The following is a 13,714-nucleotide window of genomic DNA, read 5'->3' as shown; positions in this document are numbered from 1 at the left end:
GGGCTGGTAACTCCTTGAGCTAGTGGGGTGCCTAGTTCTTGGTGATCATCGAGCGGACGAAGAAGAGCAGGTTGGCCGGCTTCTCCGCGAGGCGACGCATGAAGTAGCCGTACCAGTCCGTCCCGTACGCGGTGTAGACGCGCATCCGGTGGCCCTCGGCGGCGAGCCGCAGGTGCTCCTCGCTGCGGATGCCGTACAGCATCTGGAACTCGTACTCGTCCAGCTTGCGCCCGGCCTTGCGGGCCAGCTCCTGGCCGATGGCGATGAGGCGCGGGTCGTGCGACCCGATCATCGGGTAGCCCTCGCCGTCCATGAGGATCTTCAGGATCCGGACGTACGCCTTGTCGATCTCCGCCTTGTCCAGGTACGCGACCTCGGCGGGCTCCTTGTAGGCGCCCTTCACGATGCGGACGCGGCTGCCGGCGGCGGCCAGGCGGCGGGCGTCGGCCTCCGTGCGGAACAGGTACGCCTGGATCACGCAGCCGGTCTGCGGGAAGTCCCGGCGCAGCTCCTCGTGGATGGCGAACATCGAGTCGAGGGTGGTGTGGTCCTCGGCGTCGAGCGTGACGGTGGTGCCGATGGCGGCGGCGGCCTCGACGACCGGGCGGACGTTGGCGAGCGCCAGCTCGTGGCCGCCCTCCAGGGCCTGCCCGAACATCGACAGCTTGACGGACATCTCGGCCTTCTCGCCGAGTCCGAGCTCCGCGAGGCGTTCGATGAGCTGGAGGTAGGCGTCCCGGGCGGCGTAGGACTGCTCCACCTCGGTGATGTCCTCGCCGACGACGTCGAGGGTGACCTCAAGGCCCTTGTCCGTGAGCTCCTCGACGATCGGGATGACCTGGTCGACGGTCTCGCCGGGGATGAACCGATTCACCACCGGCTTGGTCACCGGGGCGGCGGAGACGATACGACGCATCTTGTCGCTGCGCGAAGCGGCGAGGATCACGGGACCCAGCACGGGGGCACCTCCAACGGGTGGCAGAAGAAAAGCGCAAGTGAAACCACCGTGAAACCTAAGGATCGCCTCGATCCTCTGCCATCGACAGCTGTCACGCATCCGTGTCCCGGATCTCATACATCTGTCTGAAGGGTCCGCTCCGGAGTGGGAGAATGGCCGCGTGAAGGGCGATTACCAGGACCTGGTGGACGAGATCTCCGCGCTGCTCGGCGCCCCGGCGACCCTGGAGAACCGGGACTTCCGGCTGATCGCCTTCGGCGCCCACGACAGCGAGGACGACCTCGCGATGGACCCGGTCCGGACCCGCTCGATCCTGACGCGGCAGTCCACGGCGGACGTCCGGTCCTGGTTCGAGGCCTTCGGCATCGCCCGCGCCACCGGACCCGTCCGGATCCCGGCGGCTCCCGACGCCGGGGTGTTCCGGGGGCGGATCTGCCTGCCGGTGCGGTACCGGGGCATCGTGCAGGGGTACGTGTGGCTGCTGGACCAGGAGCCCGGCAAGCCCGGGCCCGAACCGGCGGCCCTGGACGCGGCCATGGAGGTGGCCCAGCGCATCGGGGTGCTGCTCGCCGAGGAGGCCAGGGCCGGGGCCGACCTGTCGCGGGAGTTCCTGGCGGTGCTCACGGCCGGCCGCGGCTGGCAGCAGGACATGGCGGTGGCCGCGCTGCGGGCCGCCCTCGGCCCGGACGGGGACGGGCTGCACGCGGCGGTCTGCGTGACTCCGTGGCCCGGGGAGGCTCCGGCGTCGGTTCCGGGCGCGGCGGCCGTGTGCGTCGTGCCGCGGCGGGGCGGCGGCGAGCCGGGCGGCGCGGCGGGGCCCGGCGCGGCAGCGGGGCCGGGTGGGGAGTCCCCCGGCGAACCGGCTCTGGCGGTACTGCTCCGGCTGCGCTCGACGGACGCCCTGGCTCCGGCCCTCGCCGCGGTGGCCCGGCTGCTGCCGCGCGCGGCGCAGACGGCGGGAGCAGCCGGGAAGGGCCCGGGCGCATCGAGCACGGGCGGAAGGAGCCCGGGCGGAACCGGCCCGGGCGGAACCGGCGCCGGCAGGCAGGGTGCGAGCCCGACGGGGCCGGGCGGCGGGGGCAGCGGAGCCACCGGTACTGCCGCGGCCGCCGCGCACCGGGTCACCGCCGGTGTCGCCGACCCCGTACGGGGCCTCGCGGACCTGCCCGCCGCCTGGGAGCAGGCCGTCGCCGCCGCCCGGGCGGCCGCGGCCCAGCCACGCCTGGGCCCGGTCGCCCAGTGGTCGGGGATCGGCCCGTACCGGCTGCTGGCCACGCTCGCCGCCGATCCGGTGGACGACCCCGCGGCGCGCCCCCTGCTGGCGCCGGCCCACCGCGAACTCGCCCGCACCGCCGAGGTCTTCCTGGACTGCGCGGGCCAGGCGGGCCGTGCGGCGGCCGTCCTGGGCATCCACCGCCAGACCCTCTACTACCGCCTGGCCCGGGTGGAGCAGCTGACCGGACTCGACCTGGACGAGGGCGAGGACCGCCTGCTGCTCCACATGGCCCTCAAGGCCTCCCGCCTGGCCTGAACGGTGTCGTGGCGGTCTCGTACGTGAGCCTTCCCGGCGCCGCGGGCGGCCGCTTCCCCCCGGTCCAGGGGTGGTTGGGGGCGGTGAGGGACGCGCCCGATGGCGGCGGCTCCGGAGCCGGTCAGCCCTCCCGCGAGCGGGTCATCGCCTCGGCGGCCCGGCGCATGCCCTCGGTGAACTCCTCCGCCGTCGCGGCCGACTCCGGGTCGAAGAGCCACTGGATCATCAGGCCGTTCAGCAGCGCCTGGTAGAAGCCGCCCAGGGTGCGCACGTCCCGTTCGTCGAGCTGGTCCTCCGGGGTCCCGGTGAGCATCGAGATCAGCCCTCGGCGCCCCTCGGCCTGCGAGGCCGCGAGCATGGACCTCAACTCCGGCCGCTGGTCCCGGCCGAGCGCCACCTCCAGGCTGGCCGCCCAGACCGGCCCCGACTTCTCGTGCTGCGCCAACACCCCTTCCCACAGGGCGCGGAAGCGCTCCAGCGATCCGCCCTCGCCGTCGAGTCCGTCCTGGAACACCGCGCCCCACTCCTCCATCAGGCCGATGAAGGCCTGGGTGAGGAGGGCGTCCTTCGAGCCGTAGTGGTAGCCGATGGAGGCCAGGTTGGTCCCCGAGGCGCTGACGATGTCGCGCGCGGTCGTGCGCACGAACCCCTTCTCGACCAGGCACTTCTTGGCGCCTTCAAGCAGATCTTCGCGATGTCCCATGGCCACACGGTAGCAAGACAAGCGTCCCAGACAACAGTTCTAGACAGTCGTCATAGACAGGCGTTTAAGACGTATGTATATTCCTGCTCATGACGAACCCAGCCGCCACAGCGCGACTCGCCGGCCGCCGCGAATGGACCGCCTTCACCGTCCTGTTGCTGCCGCTGCTCCTGGTCTCGATGGACGTGTCCGTCCTCTACTTCGCCATCCCGTCCATCACCGACCAGCTCGACCCGAGCTCCACCCAGCAGCTCTGGATCTTCGACAGCTACGCCTTCGCCCTCTCCGGCCTGCTGATCACGATGGGATCGCTCGGCGACCGGATCGGCCGCCGCAGACTGCTGCTGATCGGCGCGACCGCCTTCGGCCTCGCCTCGGTGGGCGCCGGCTGCGCCACCAGCGCGGAGATGCTCATCGCGGCCCGGGTCCTGCTCGGCATCGGCGGCGCGACCCTGATGCCCTCCACGCTGGCCCTCGTCCGGAACCTCTTCCAGGACGACAGGCAGCGCAGTACGGCCATCGCCATCTGGTCCGGGGCCATGACCGGCGGCATCGCCTTCGGCTCGGTGCTCAGCGGGGTGATGCTGAACCACTTCTACTGGGGCTCCGTCTTCCTCATCAACGTGCCCGCGATGCTGCTCCTGCTGGTCCTCGTCCCGGTCCTGGTCCCCGAGTCCAAGGACCCCGCCCCCGGCCGTTTCGACCTGGCGAGCGTCCCGCTGTCCATGGCCGCCGTGCTGCCGGTCGTCTACGGACTCAAGGAGATCGCCGCCGAGGGGTTCGCACCCCTCTACCTGGGCTGCCTCGCCGTCGGTCTCGCCTTCGGATACGCCTTCGTCCGGCGTCAGCGCACCCGTGACGACGCCATGGTGAGCCGGGCACTCTTCCGGGGCCGCGGTTTCGGGGCGGGCATCGGCCTGAACACCCTCGCCGCCTTCGCCATGATGGGATCGGCCTACTTCACCACCCAGTACCTCCAGTTGGTGCTCGGGATGGGCACCCTGGAAGCCGCCCTGTGGAGTCTGGCCCCCTCGGTCTTCATCGGCGCCGCGGCCCCCCTCTCCGCCGCGCTGGCCCAGAAGACGGACCGGGCCCACGTCATCGCCGGCGGGTTCGTCCTCGCCGCGGCCGGCTTCGCCCTGATCAGCCTGGTGGACACGGACTCGCTGTGGCTGATCCTGGCCGGCGCCGGGCTGCTTGCCTCGGGCATCGTCTCCGTGATGTCCCTGGTCTCCGACATGGCGCTGGCCTCGGCCCCGGCCGAGAAGGCCGGTTCGGCCGCCTCCCTGCTGGAGACCGGAACGGAGTTCGGCGGCGCGCTGGGCATGGCGGTCCTCGGCAGCCTGGGGACCGCGGTCTACCGCGACGACCTGGCCGGCGCCGAGCCCGCCGTGCGGGAGACGCTGGGCGGGGCCGTCGCCACCGCCCACCACATCGGCGGGCCCGCCGGGGAGCAGGTGCTGGCCCTGGCCCGGGAGGCCTTCGTCCACGGGATGCAGTACGCGGCCTGGGGCGGTACGGCACTGCTGCTCGCGGCGGCCGTGGCCGCCGCGGCTCTGATGCGCGGGATCGGAACCCCCGCCCCGCCCGCGGCGCGGCCCGCCGACGCTCCCGGCCTCCCGGCCCGGGAGGCGACGTACAACTGAACCGCCCGCCGCGGCACACGGCCGGCACGACGCGAAAGGGCCCGGGGGTCTCCCCCGGGCCCTTCGTTCACGCCACTACCCGGACGGGCTCAGGCGAGGCTGACCGTGCGCGCCGAAGCGGCGCCGATCTCGGTGGCGATGTCCGCCAGGACGTTGCCGGGAACCGGAGCGTCGACGGTGAGGACGGCGAGCGCCTCACCGTGCTCCTCGGCCCGGGCGACCTGCATGCCCGCGATGTTCAGACCGCCCTCGCCGAGGACGCGGCCGACGGCACCCACCACGCCGGGGCGGTCGGTGTAGCGCAGCACGACCATGTGGTCGGCGAGCGCCAGGTCCACGTCGTACTCGCCGACGCCGACGATCTTCTGAAGGTGCTTCGGGCCCGCGAGCGTGCCGGAGACCGAGACCTCCTGACCGTCCGACAGGGTGCCGCGCACGGTCACCACGTTGCGGTGGTCCGGGGACTCCGAGCTGGTGGTCAGCCGGACCTCGACGCCGCGCTCCTGCGCGAACAGCGGGGCGTTGACGTAGGAGACCGTCTCGTCGACGACGTCCTCGAAGACGCCCTTGAGGGCGGAGAGTTCCAGCACCTTGACGTCGTGCTGGGTGATCTCGCCGCAGACCTCGACGTCGAGGCGGACCGCGACCTCGCCCGCGAGGGCGGTGAAGATGCGGCCGAGCTTCTCGGCGAGCGGCAGGCCCGGACGGACGTCCTCGGCGATGACACCGCCCTGGACGTTGACCGCGTCCGGCACGAGCTCACCGGCGAGCGCGAGGCGCACCGACTTGGCGACCGAGACACCGGCCTTCTCCTGGGCCTCGTCCGTGGACGCGCCGAGGTGCGGGGTGCAGACGACCTGGTCGAGCTCGAACAGCGGGGAGTCCGTGCAGGGCTCCTTCGCGTACACGTCGAGACCGGCGCCGGCGACGCGGCCCTCCTTGATGGCCGTGTACAGCGCGGCCTCGTCGACGATCCCGCCGCGGGCCGCGTTGACGATACGGACCGACGGCTTCACCTTGTGCAGGGCCTCGTCACCGATGAGACCGAGGGTCTCGGGGGTCTTGGGCAGGTGCACGGTGATGAAGTCGGCGACCTCCAGGAGCTCGTCCAGCGCCAGCATCTTGACGCCCATCTGGGCGGCGCGCGCGGGCTGGACGTAGGGGTCGTACGCGACGATCTTCATACCGAAGGCCGACATGCGCTGGGCGACGAGCACGCCGATGCGGCCGAGGCCGACGACGCCGAGGGTCTTCTCGCTGAGCTCGACACCCGTGTACTTGTTCCGCTTCCACTCGCCGTTCTTCAGGGCGGTGTTCGCCTGCGGAATGTTGCGGGCGGTGGCGACGAGCAGGCCGCAGGCGAGCTCGGCCGCGGTCACGATGTTCGAGGTCGGCGCGTTGACGACCATCACGCCGGCCTTGGTGGCGGCGGAGACGTCGACGTTGTCCAGACCGACACCGGCGCGCGCGACGACCCGCAGCTTCTTGGCCGCGGCAATGGCCTCGGCGTCGACCTTGGTGGCGGAGCGGACGAGGATCGCGTCGACGTCGACGATCGCGGGCAGCAGCTCGGCGCGGTCCGCGCCGTTGCAGTGCCGGATCTCGAAGTCCGGGCCGAGCGCCTCGACGGTGGCGGGCGACAGCTCTTCGGCGATGAGTACGACAGGTTTCGAGCTCACGTGGGTCATCCTCACAAGTCCAGTGCGGACGGCCGTCCCGACGGCCGCAGGCGGTGGAGGGGCTAGCCGCGTGGAAGACGCACGACACTGTGGGCCTGACGCGTATGTGTTGAGCAGTGTAGTGGCGCTGACGGTCCGGATTTCCGCCTGTACGGAAGGATCACCCGTCCGTGGTTGGCCGAGGTGGACAAGCCGCGCCCGGGAGGGCCGGATTCCGGTGGGGAATCCCCGTCCGGTGACGCGCGGCGGGGCCGGGACTCCAGGTGTCCCGGCCCCGCCGCCGCACGATCAGCTCTCGTCGCTGTCGACCCAGCTCATCAGCTTGCGCAGCTTCTTGCCGGTGGTCTCCAGCAGGTGCTCCTCGTCGGCCTTCTTGTACTCGTTGTACTTCGGCAGACCGGCCTTGTACTCGGCCATCCACGTGTTGGCGAACTCGCCGCTCTGGATCTCCGCGAGGACCTTCTTCATCTCGGCCTTGGTGGCGTCGGTGATGACGCGCGGGCCGGTGATGTAGTCGCCCCACTCGGCGGTCTCGGAGACCGACCAGCGCATCTTCTCCAGGCCGCCCTCGTACATGAGGTCCACGATGAGCTTCAGCTCGTGCAGGCACTCGAAGTACGCGATCTCCGGCTGGTAGCCGGCCTCGGTCAGGGTCTCGAAACCGGCCTTGACCAGAGCGGAGGCGCCACCGCAGAGAACGGCCTGCTCACCGAACAGGTCGGTCTCGGTCTCCTCGGTGAAGGTGGTCTTGATGACGCCGGCGCGGGTGCCGCCGATGCCGGCCGCGTACGAGAGCGCGAGCGCGAAGGCGGAACCGGTGAAGTCCTGCTCGACGGCGGCGATGCACGGAACGCCGCGGCCCTCCTCGTACTGACGGCGGACCAGGTGGCCCGGGCCCTTGGGCGCGACGAGGGCGACGTCCACGTTGGCCGGGGGCTTGATGAAGCCGTAGCGGACGTTGAAGCCGTGGCCGAAGAAGAGCGCGTCACCCTCCTGGAGGTGCTCCTTGATGGACTCCTCGTAGATCTCGGCCTGCAGCGGGTCCGGGGTGAGGATCATGATGACGTTCGCCCAGGCGGCGGCCTCGGCCACGGGGACGACCTTCAGACCCTGCTCCTCGGCCTTGGCCTTGGACTTCGAGCCCTCCTTCAGACCGACGACGACGTCGACGCCGGAGTCACGGAGCGACAGCGCGTGGGCGTGGCCCTGGCTGCCGTAACCGATGACCGCGACCTTGCGGCCCTGGATGATGGACAGGTCGGCGTCGTTCTCGTAGAACAGCTCGGCCACTGGGATATCTCCTTGGTGCGCTGGTGTTGCTCCCACCGTACGGCGGGGAACGGAATCTGAGTTTCTCGGTCTCGCTATGCGAGCAGAGCGTGTCCTGCCCGGCCGACGTGTCCGCCGCTCCGGGCCGGGGCGGGTCAGGCGCTGCGGTCGAGCGCGCGCAGACTGCGGTCCGTGATGGACCGGCCGCCACGCCCTATGGCGATCGTTCCGGACTGGACGAGCTCCTTGATGCCGAAGGGCTCCAGCATCTTGAGCATCGCGCCGAGCTTGTCGGAGCCGCCGGTGGCCTCGATGGTGACGGCCTCCGGGGAGACGTCGACCGTCTTGGCGCGGAACAGCTGGACGATCTCGACGATCTGCGAGCGGGTCTCGTTGTCGGCGCGGACCTTCACCAGGACGAGCTCGCGCTCGATGGCGTTGTGGGACTCCAGCTCGACGATCTTGAGCACGTTGACCAGCTTGTTCAGCTGCTTGGTCACCTGCTCCAGCGGGAGGTCCTCGACGTTGACGACGATGGTGATGCGGGAGATGTCGGGGTGCTCGGTGACCCCGACCGCGAGGGAGTCGATGTTGAACCCGCGGCGGGAGAACAGGGCGGCGATCCGGGCGAGGATGCCGGGCGTGTTCTCGACCAGGACGGAGAGCGTGTGCTTGGACATGTGGGGCGTTCTCTCTCTCGGCTCTCTCGGCTCAGTCGTCTTCGTTGTCGCCGAAGTCGGGACGGACGCCCCGGGCTGCCATGACCTCGTCGTTGGAGGTGCCGGCGGCGACCATCGGCCACACCATGGCGTCCTCGTGGACGATGAAGTCGATCACGACGGTACGGTCGTTGATCGCGTTGGCCTCGGCGATGACCTTGTCCAGGTCGGCCGGGTCCTCACAGCGCAGCGCCACGCAGCCCATGGCCTCCGACAGCTTGACGAAGTCCGGGACACGGGTGCCCTTGCGGGGTGCGAGGGACTCGCCGAGTTGGGAGCCGACCGTGTCGTGCCCGGTCTCGTCGGCGTGCAGAACGGTGTTGGAGTACCGCTGGTTGTAGAACAGGGTCTGCCACTGGCGGACCATCCCGAGCGCGCCGTTGTTGATGATCGCGACCTTGATCGGGATGTTGTTCAGGGCGCAGGTGACCAGTTCCTGATTGGTCATCTGGAAGCAGCCGTCGCCGTCGATCGCCCAGACCGTGCGCTCGGGCATGCCGACCTTGGCACCCATCGCGGCCGGGACCGCGTAGCCCATGGTTCCGGCACCGCCGGAGTTCAGCCAGGTGCGGGGCTCCTCGTACTTGACGAAGTGGGAGGCCCACATCTGGTGCTGGCCGACGCCGGCCGCGAAGATCGTGCTCTTCGGGGCGAGTGCGCCGATCCGCTCGATGACCTGCTGCGGGGAGAGGCTGCCGTCGGCGGGCAGGTCGTAACCCAGCGGGTACGTGTCGCGCCAGCGGCTGAGATCGTTCCACCAGGCGGTGTAGTCGCCGGCGCTGCCCTCGGTGTGCTCGGCCTGGACGGCCTGGATCAGGTCGGCGATGACCTCGCGGGCGTCTCCGACGATCGGGACGTCGACCGCGCGGTTCTTGCCGATCTCGGCGGGGTCGATGTCCGCGTGGATGATCTTGGCGAAGGGGGCGAAGCTGTCCAGCTTGCCGGTGACGCGGTCGTCGAAGCGGGTGCCGAGGGCGATCAGCAGGTCCGACTTCTGCAGCGCGGTGACGCCGGTGACGGAGCCGTGCATGCCCGGCATGCCGACGTGCAGCGGGTGGCTGTCGGGGAAGGAGCCCAGCGCCATCAGGGTGGTGCAGACGGGGACGCCGGTCAGCTCGGCGAGGACCTTCAGCTCCGCGGTCGCGCCGGACTTCATGACGCCGCCGCCGACGTACAGGACCGGGCGCTTGGCCTGGCAGATGAGCTTGGCGGCCTCGCGGATCTGCTTGGCGTGCGGCTTGGTGACCGGCCGGTAACCGGGGAGGTCCTGGGCGGGCGGCCAGGAGAAGGTGGTCTTGGCCTGCAGGGCGTCCTTGGCGATGTCGACCAGGACCGGGCCGGGACGGCCGGTGGCCGCGATGTGGAACGCCTCGGCGATCGTGCGCGGGATGTCCTCGGCCTTGGTGACCAGGAAGTTGTGCTTGGTGATCGGCATCGTGATGCCGACGATGTCCGCCTCCTGGAAGGCGTCGGTGCCGATCGCCTTGGAGGAGACCTGGCCGGTGATCGCGACGAGCGGGACGGAGTCCATGTGGGCGTCGGCGATCGGGGTGACCAGGTTGGTGGCGCCCGGTCCGGACGTGGCCATACAGACGCCGACCTTGCCGGTGGCCTGCGCGTAGCCGGTGGCGGCGTGGCCCGCCCCCTGCTCGTGGCGGACCAGGATGTGACGGACCTTCTTCGAGTCCATCATCGGGTCGTACGCGGGGAGGATGGCGCCGCCCGGAATACCGAAGACGGTGTCGCACCCCACCTCTTCGAGAGAGCGGATGAGGGACTGCGCACCCGTGACGTGCTCAACTGCGGCGGACTGCTGTCCGCCGGAACGGGGCCGCGGCTGCGGATGGTGGGCCCCGGTGGCCTGCTCGGTCATCGGCATTCTCTTCTCGAAGCTGAGGGTTTTACGCGGATTCGACTCTGTGCCAGTGCAACAAAAAACCCCTCGTGCCAGGAGGCAAGCGAGGGGAGCGCGTCGGGGGTGTTGAGCGGGGACATGCAGGTCCCGGCTTCAGCCGACGCGCTTTCCAAGTACGAGAATTCGGGTGCGCATGGCACTGACCCTCCCTCTGGCGGGAGGGTGATGTCAAGTAGGTGGGACGGGCGTCTCATTATGTGAGCCTCTACGGATGGCCATGGAGCCCCCGGGGGAACCGCCGGCCAGTGCTGGTTGGGCCGCTCCGCCCGGTACTGGGAACGTACCGCGCACCAGCGCACGGCGCAGCCTGTACTCGTCGAGCGGGCCGGAAAATGCCATTCCCTGGCCGTGCGTGCACCCCATCGCGCGCAGTGCCAGGACCTGCTCGGGCAGGTCCACCCCGTCCGCCACCGACCGCATGCCCAGGTCGTTTGCGATCCGCAAGAGACCTGCGGTGATCTTGTGCAGCCGGGCGGACTCGACCACCCCCTCCACCAGGCCGCGGTCCAGCTTGAGCATGTCCACGGGGAGCCGGCGCAGGGCGCTGATGGCCGCGTAGCCGCTGCCGAAGCCGTCCAGGGAGATGCCCACCCCGAGCCGGTGCAGGGCGGCCAGGCGGCGCTCCAGGTCGTCGAAGGGCACCCTGGGGTCGGATACGGCGAGCTCCAGCACCAGTGCCCCGGAAGGCAGCCCGTGCCGGGTCAGCAGGGCCTCGACGGAGGCGAGCGGCATCGACCGGTCCAGGAGCCGCTGGGCGGTCATCCGTACGGCCACGGGTACGTCGTGCCCGGCCCGGTGCCGGTCGGCGGCCTGCTCCACGGCCTCCTCCAGCAGCCACCGGCTCAGCTCGGCGGTGCGGGAGGCGTCGTGACCGGCGGCGCCGGAGCCGCCGGCACCGCCCTCGCTGTACTCGGCGACCCGCAGGAACTCCGCCGGGGTGAAAAGGATCCCCTGGGCGGAGCGCCAGCGGGCCTGCGCGGCGACGGCCGACACCTCACCGGTGGCCAGCGAGACCACGGGCTGGTGCAGCAGGGCGAACTCGCCCTCGTGCAGTGCCGTGCGCAGCCGGCCGGCCAGCTCGGCCTTGCGTACGACTTCGGCCTGCATCTGGGGGGCGTACATCTCGACGCGGTTCTTGCCGCCGGCCTTGGCCCGGTACATCGCGAGATCCGCGTTGCGCATCAGGTCCGAAGGGGTGATGCCGGGGTCGGCGAAGGCCGCTCCGATGCTCGCGGCGACCCGGACCTCGCTGCCGCCGATCCGGTACGGCTGGGAGAGGGTGGTGCGCAGCCGGTCGGCGATCTCACGTACCTGGTACTCGCGGGCGCCGGGGTCGCGGCTGCCGTCGCCCAGGATCAGCGCGGCGAACTCGTCGCCGCCGAGGCGGGCCGCGGTGTCCCCGGCCCGGACCGAGTCCTGGAGCCTGCGCGCGGCTTCGACGAGGAGTTCGTCGCCGGCCTGGTGGCCGATGGTGTCGTTGACCGCCTTGAAGCCGTCGAGGTCGATGAAGAGCACGGCGGTGCTGTGGTCGCCCGCGCGCCGGCCGGTCAGCGCCTGCCGCACGCGCCGGGTGAACAGGGCCCGGTTGGGCAGGTCGGTCAGCGGATCGTGCTCGGCGCTGTGCTGCAGCTGGGCCTGGAGCCGGACCCGCTCGGTGACGTCCCGGCTGTTGAGGATGAGCCCGCCCTGGTGGCGGTTGACGGTGGACTCCACGTTGAGCCACTCGCCGCCGCCCGATTTGAAGCGGCACTCGATGCGGGTGGTGGGCTCCTCGGTCGGCGGTGCGGCGAGGAAGCGGCGTACCTCGTGGACCACCCGGCCGAGGTCGTCGGGGTGGATCAGCGTGGCGAGTTCGGTGCCGACCAGCTCCTCCGCCTCACGGCCGTAGACCCCGGCGGCCGCGGGGCTGACGTAGCGCAGGGTGCCGGTGGGTGCGGCGATCATGATGACGTCGCTGGAGCCCTGGACCAGGGAGCGGAAGTGGTTCTCCTTCTGGGCCAGTTCCTGGGTCAGCGCGATGTTGTCGAGGAGCATGATGCCCTGCCGGATGACGAGGGCGAGCACGACCGTACAGCCGGTGAAGACGACCATCCGGTCCACCTTCCGGCCGTCCACGACGTTGTACAGGATGCCGAGGGTGCACACGGCGGCGGCGAGGTACGGGGTGAGGGCGGGCAGCGAGCCGGTGATCGGGCGGCTGTGCACCCGGTCGGCGCGGGGGCGCCCGGCCGGCTCCGGGCCCGGGTGGAGGCGCCGGGCGCCCCAGGGTGCGTACGCGAGGAGCAGCGAGCCCGCGAACCATCCGGCGTCGAGCAGCTGGCCGGACTGGTATTCGGCGCTCAGCAGGGGCGAGGTGAACAGGGCGTCGCTGAGCACGGTCAGGGCGAGCGCCGCGATGGCGGTGTTGACGGCGGAGCGGTTGGTCTCGCTGCGCCGGAAGTGCAGGACCAGGACCATCGAGACGAGCGCGATGTCCAGGAGCGGGTAGGCGAGGGAGAGCGCGGCGCGCGGGACGCTGCCGGGGGCACCGGACTGGGCGGTCCGCGCCGCGTGGGCCAGGGCCAGGCTCCAGGAGAGCGTGAGCAGGGAGCCGCCGATGAGCCAGGAGTCGAGTCCCAGGCACACCCAGCCGGCGCGGGTGACCGGGCGTTTGGCGAGGACGAGCAGGCCCACGATGGCGGGCGGGGCGAAGCAGAGGAAGGCGAAGTCGGCGAGCGAGGGTTTCGGCACTTCCTCGCCCAGGATCACCTCGTACCAGCCCCAGACCGCGTTGCCGCCGGCGCCCATGAGGGAGGAGAAGGCGAAGAGGAGCCAGGCGGGGCGTTCGCGGCTGTCGATCGCCCTCGCGTAGGAGTAGCAGGAGATCGCGGCGAGTAATCCGGCCGCGCTGAGCCCGAAATCGCCCATGATCTCGGCGACTTCCTCCGAACCCCAGTTGAGGGCGGCGCCGACGGCGTAACCGCCGCTGACCACCGCGAGGAGCAGCTGCATCGCCAGCCCCTTGCCTCCGCCCGAGACGGACGGCCGGTTCAGGAGCGCCGCCCCCGGGGTGCTCACCGGTCCCCCTCGCCGGCTGGTTCCGGTGCAGCCCAGTCTCGGCAGCGTCGCCTCCGGCGGCTGTGCCGCATCGGATCCTTCGTCCATTGGCCGTACATCGCCCGTCGCCCCCCAAAGTGTCCGATCACTCCCCAGCGCCAGACGTTCGTGGCGCAGCCCCTTCTTCCGGACGATACACCACTTTCGTCACTCAGGGACATAGTCTCTCTACTCTCCGTTACCGATCCGGGAGTTGTG

9 protein-coding genes are annotated in these 13,714 nt (G+C 70.8%); 2 read left to right on the top strand and 7 right to left on the bottom strand.

The features are described 5' to 3' along the window. Positions 1-31: 31 nt before the first annotated feature. Positions 32-958, bottom strand: a complete 927-nt coding sequence (locus tag DEJ51_RS23730; RefSeq protein ID WP_150259613.1) for a proline dehydrogenase family protein — start codon at positions 956-958, stop codon at positions 32-34. Positions 959-1,118: 160 nt separating this feature from the next. Here DEJ51_RS23730 and DEJ51_RS23725 point away from each other — a divergent pair, with 160 nt between their 5' ends. Continuing rightward, positions 1,119-2,489, top strand: a complete 1,371-nt coding sequence (locus DEJ51_RS23725) for a PucR family transcriptional regulator (protein ID WP_150259612.1) — start codon at positions 1,119-1,121, stop codon at positions 2,487-2,489. Positions 2,490-2,610: 121 nt separating this feature from the next. On the opposite strand, the gene DEJ51_RS23720 is transcribed toward DEJ51_RS23725, so the two are convergent. Then, complete coding sequence (locus DEJ51_RS23720; protein WP_150259610.1) at positions 2,611-3,192, bottom strand: TetR/AcrR family transcriptional regulator; 582 nt, start codon at positions 3,190-3,192, stop codon at positions 2,611-2,613. An 89-nt stretch (positions 3,193-3,281) separates the two neighbouring features. On the opposite strand from DEJ51_RS23720, the gene DEJ51_RS23715 reads away from it, so the two are divergent. After that, positions 3,282-4,838, top strand: coding sequence for an MFS transporter (locus tag DEJ51_RS23715; protein ID WP_150259608.1), 1,557 nt, complete (start codon positions 3,282-3,284; stop codon positions 4,836-4,838). An 89-nt stretch (positions 4,839-4,927) separates the two neighbouring features. On the opposite strand, the gene serA is transcribed toward DEJ51_RS23715, so the two are convergent. The 5 genes from serA to DEJ51_RS23690 form a co-directional block, all read right to left on the bottom strand. Continuing rightward, positions 4,928-6,517 (bottom strand): phosphoglycerate dehydrogenase, encoded by a 1,590-nt coding sequence (gene serA / locus DEJ51_RS23710; RefSeq protein ID WP_150259605.1) that lies wholly within the window; start codon positions 6,515-6,517, stop codon positions 4,928-4,930. 288 nt (positions 6,518-6,805) lie between these two features. Then, complete coding sequence (gene ilvC, locus DEJ51_RS23705) at positions 6,806-7,807, bottom strand: ketol-acid reductoisomerase (RefSeq protein WP_030010003.1); 1,002 nt, start codon at positions 7,805-7,807, stop codon at positions 6,806-6,808. Between the two features lie 134 nt (positions 7,808-7,941). After that, complete coding sequence (gene ilvN, locus DEJ51_RS23700) at positions 7,942-8,466, bottom strand: acetolactate synthase small subunit (RefSeq protein WP_030010002.1); 525 nt, start codon at positions 8,464-8,466, stop codon at positions 7,942-7,944. A 31-nt stretch (positions 8,467-8,497) separates the two neighbouring features. Then, positions 8,498-10,384 (bottom strand): acetolactate synthase large subunit, encoded by a 1,887-nt coding sequence (locus DEJ51_RS23695; protein ID WP_150259603.1) that lies wholly within the window; start codon positions 10,382-10,384, stop codon positions 8,498-8,500. A gap of 204 nt (positions 10,385-10,588) precedes the next feature. Beyond that, positions 10,589-13,477 carry a putative bifunctional diguanylate cyclase/phosphodiesterase gene (locus DEJ51_RS23690; RefSeq protein ID WP_411757343.1) on the bottom strand — a complete coding sequence of 963 codons (2,889 nt, stop codon included), beginning with the start codon at positions 13,475-13,477 and terminating at the stop codon, positions 10,589-10,591. Positions 13,478-13,714 lie beyond the last annotated feature (237 nt).

This window comes from Streptomyces venezuelae (genome assembly GCF_008642275.1).
Lineage (GTDB): Bacteria > Actinomycetota > Actinomycetes > Streptomycetales > Streptomycetaceae > Streptomyces > Streptomyces venezuelae_E.
This window is presented reverse-complemented; position numbering and strand designations above follow the sequence as displayed.

Excerpts from the sequence above, each read along its gene's own strand:
- DEJ51_RS23720 (WP_150259610.1), bottom strand. The coding sequence starts at position 3,192 with ATGGGACATCGCGAAGATCTGCTTGAAGGCGCCAAGAAGTGCCTGGTC.
- DEJ51_RS23715 (WP_150259608.1), top strand. The coding sequence starts at position 3,282 with ATGACGAACCCAGCCGCCACAGCGCGACTCGCCGGCCGCCGCGAATGG.
- ilvN (WP_030010002.1), bottom strand. The coding sequence starts at position 8,466 with ATGTCCAAGCACACGCTCTCCGTCCTGGTCGAGAACACGCCCGGCATC.
- DEJ51_RS23695 (WP_150259603.1), bottom strand. The coding sequence starts at position 10,384 with ATGCCGATGACCGAGCAGGCCACCGGGGCCCACCATCCGCAGCCGCGG.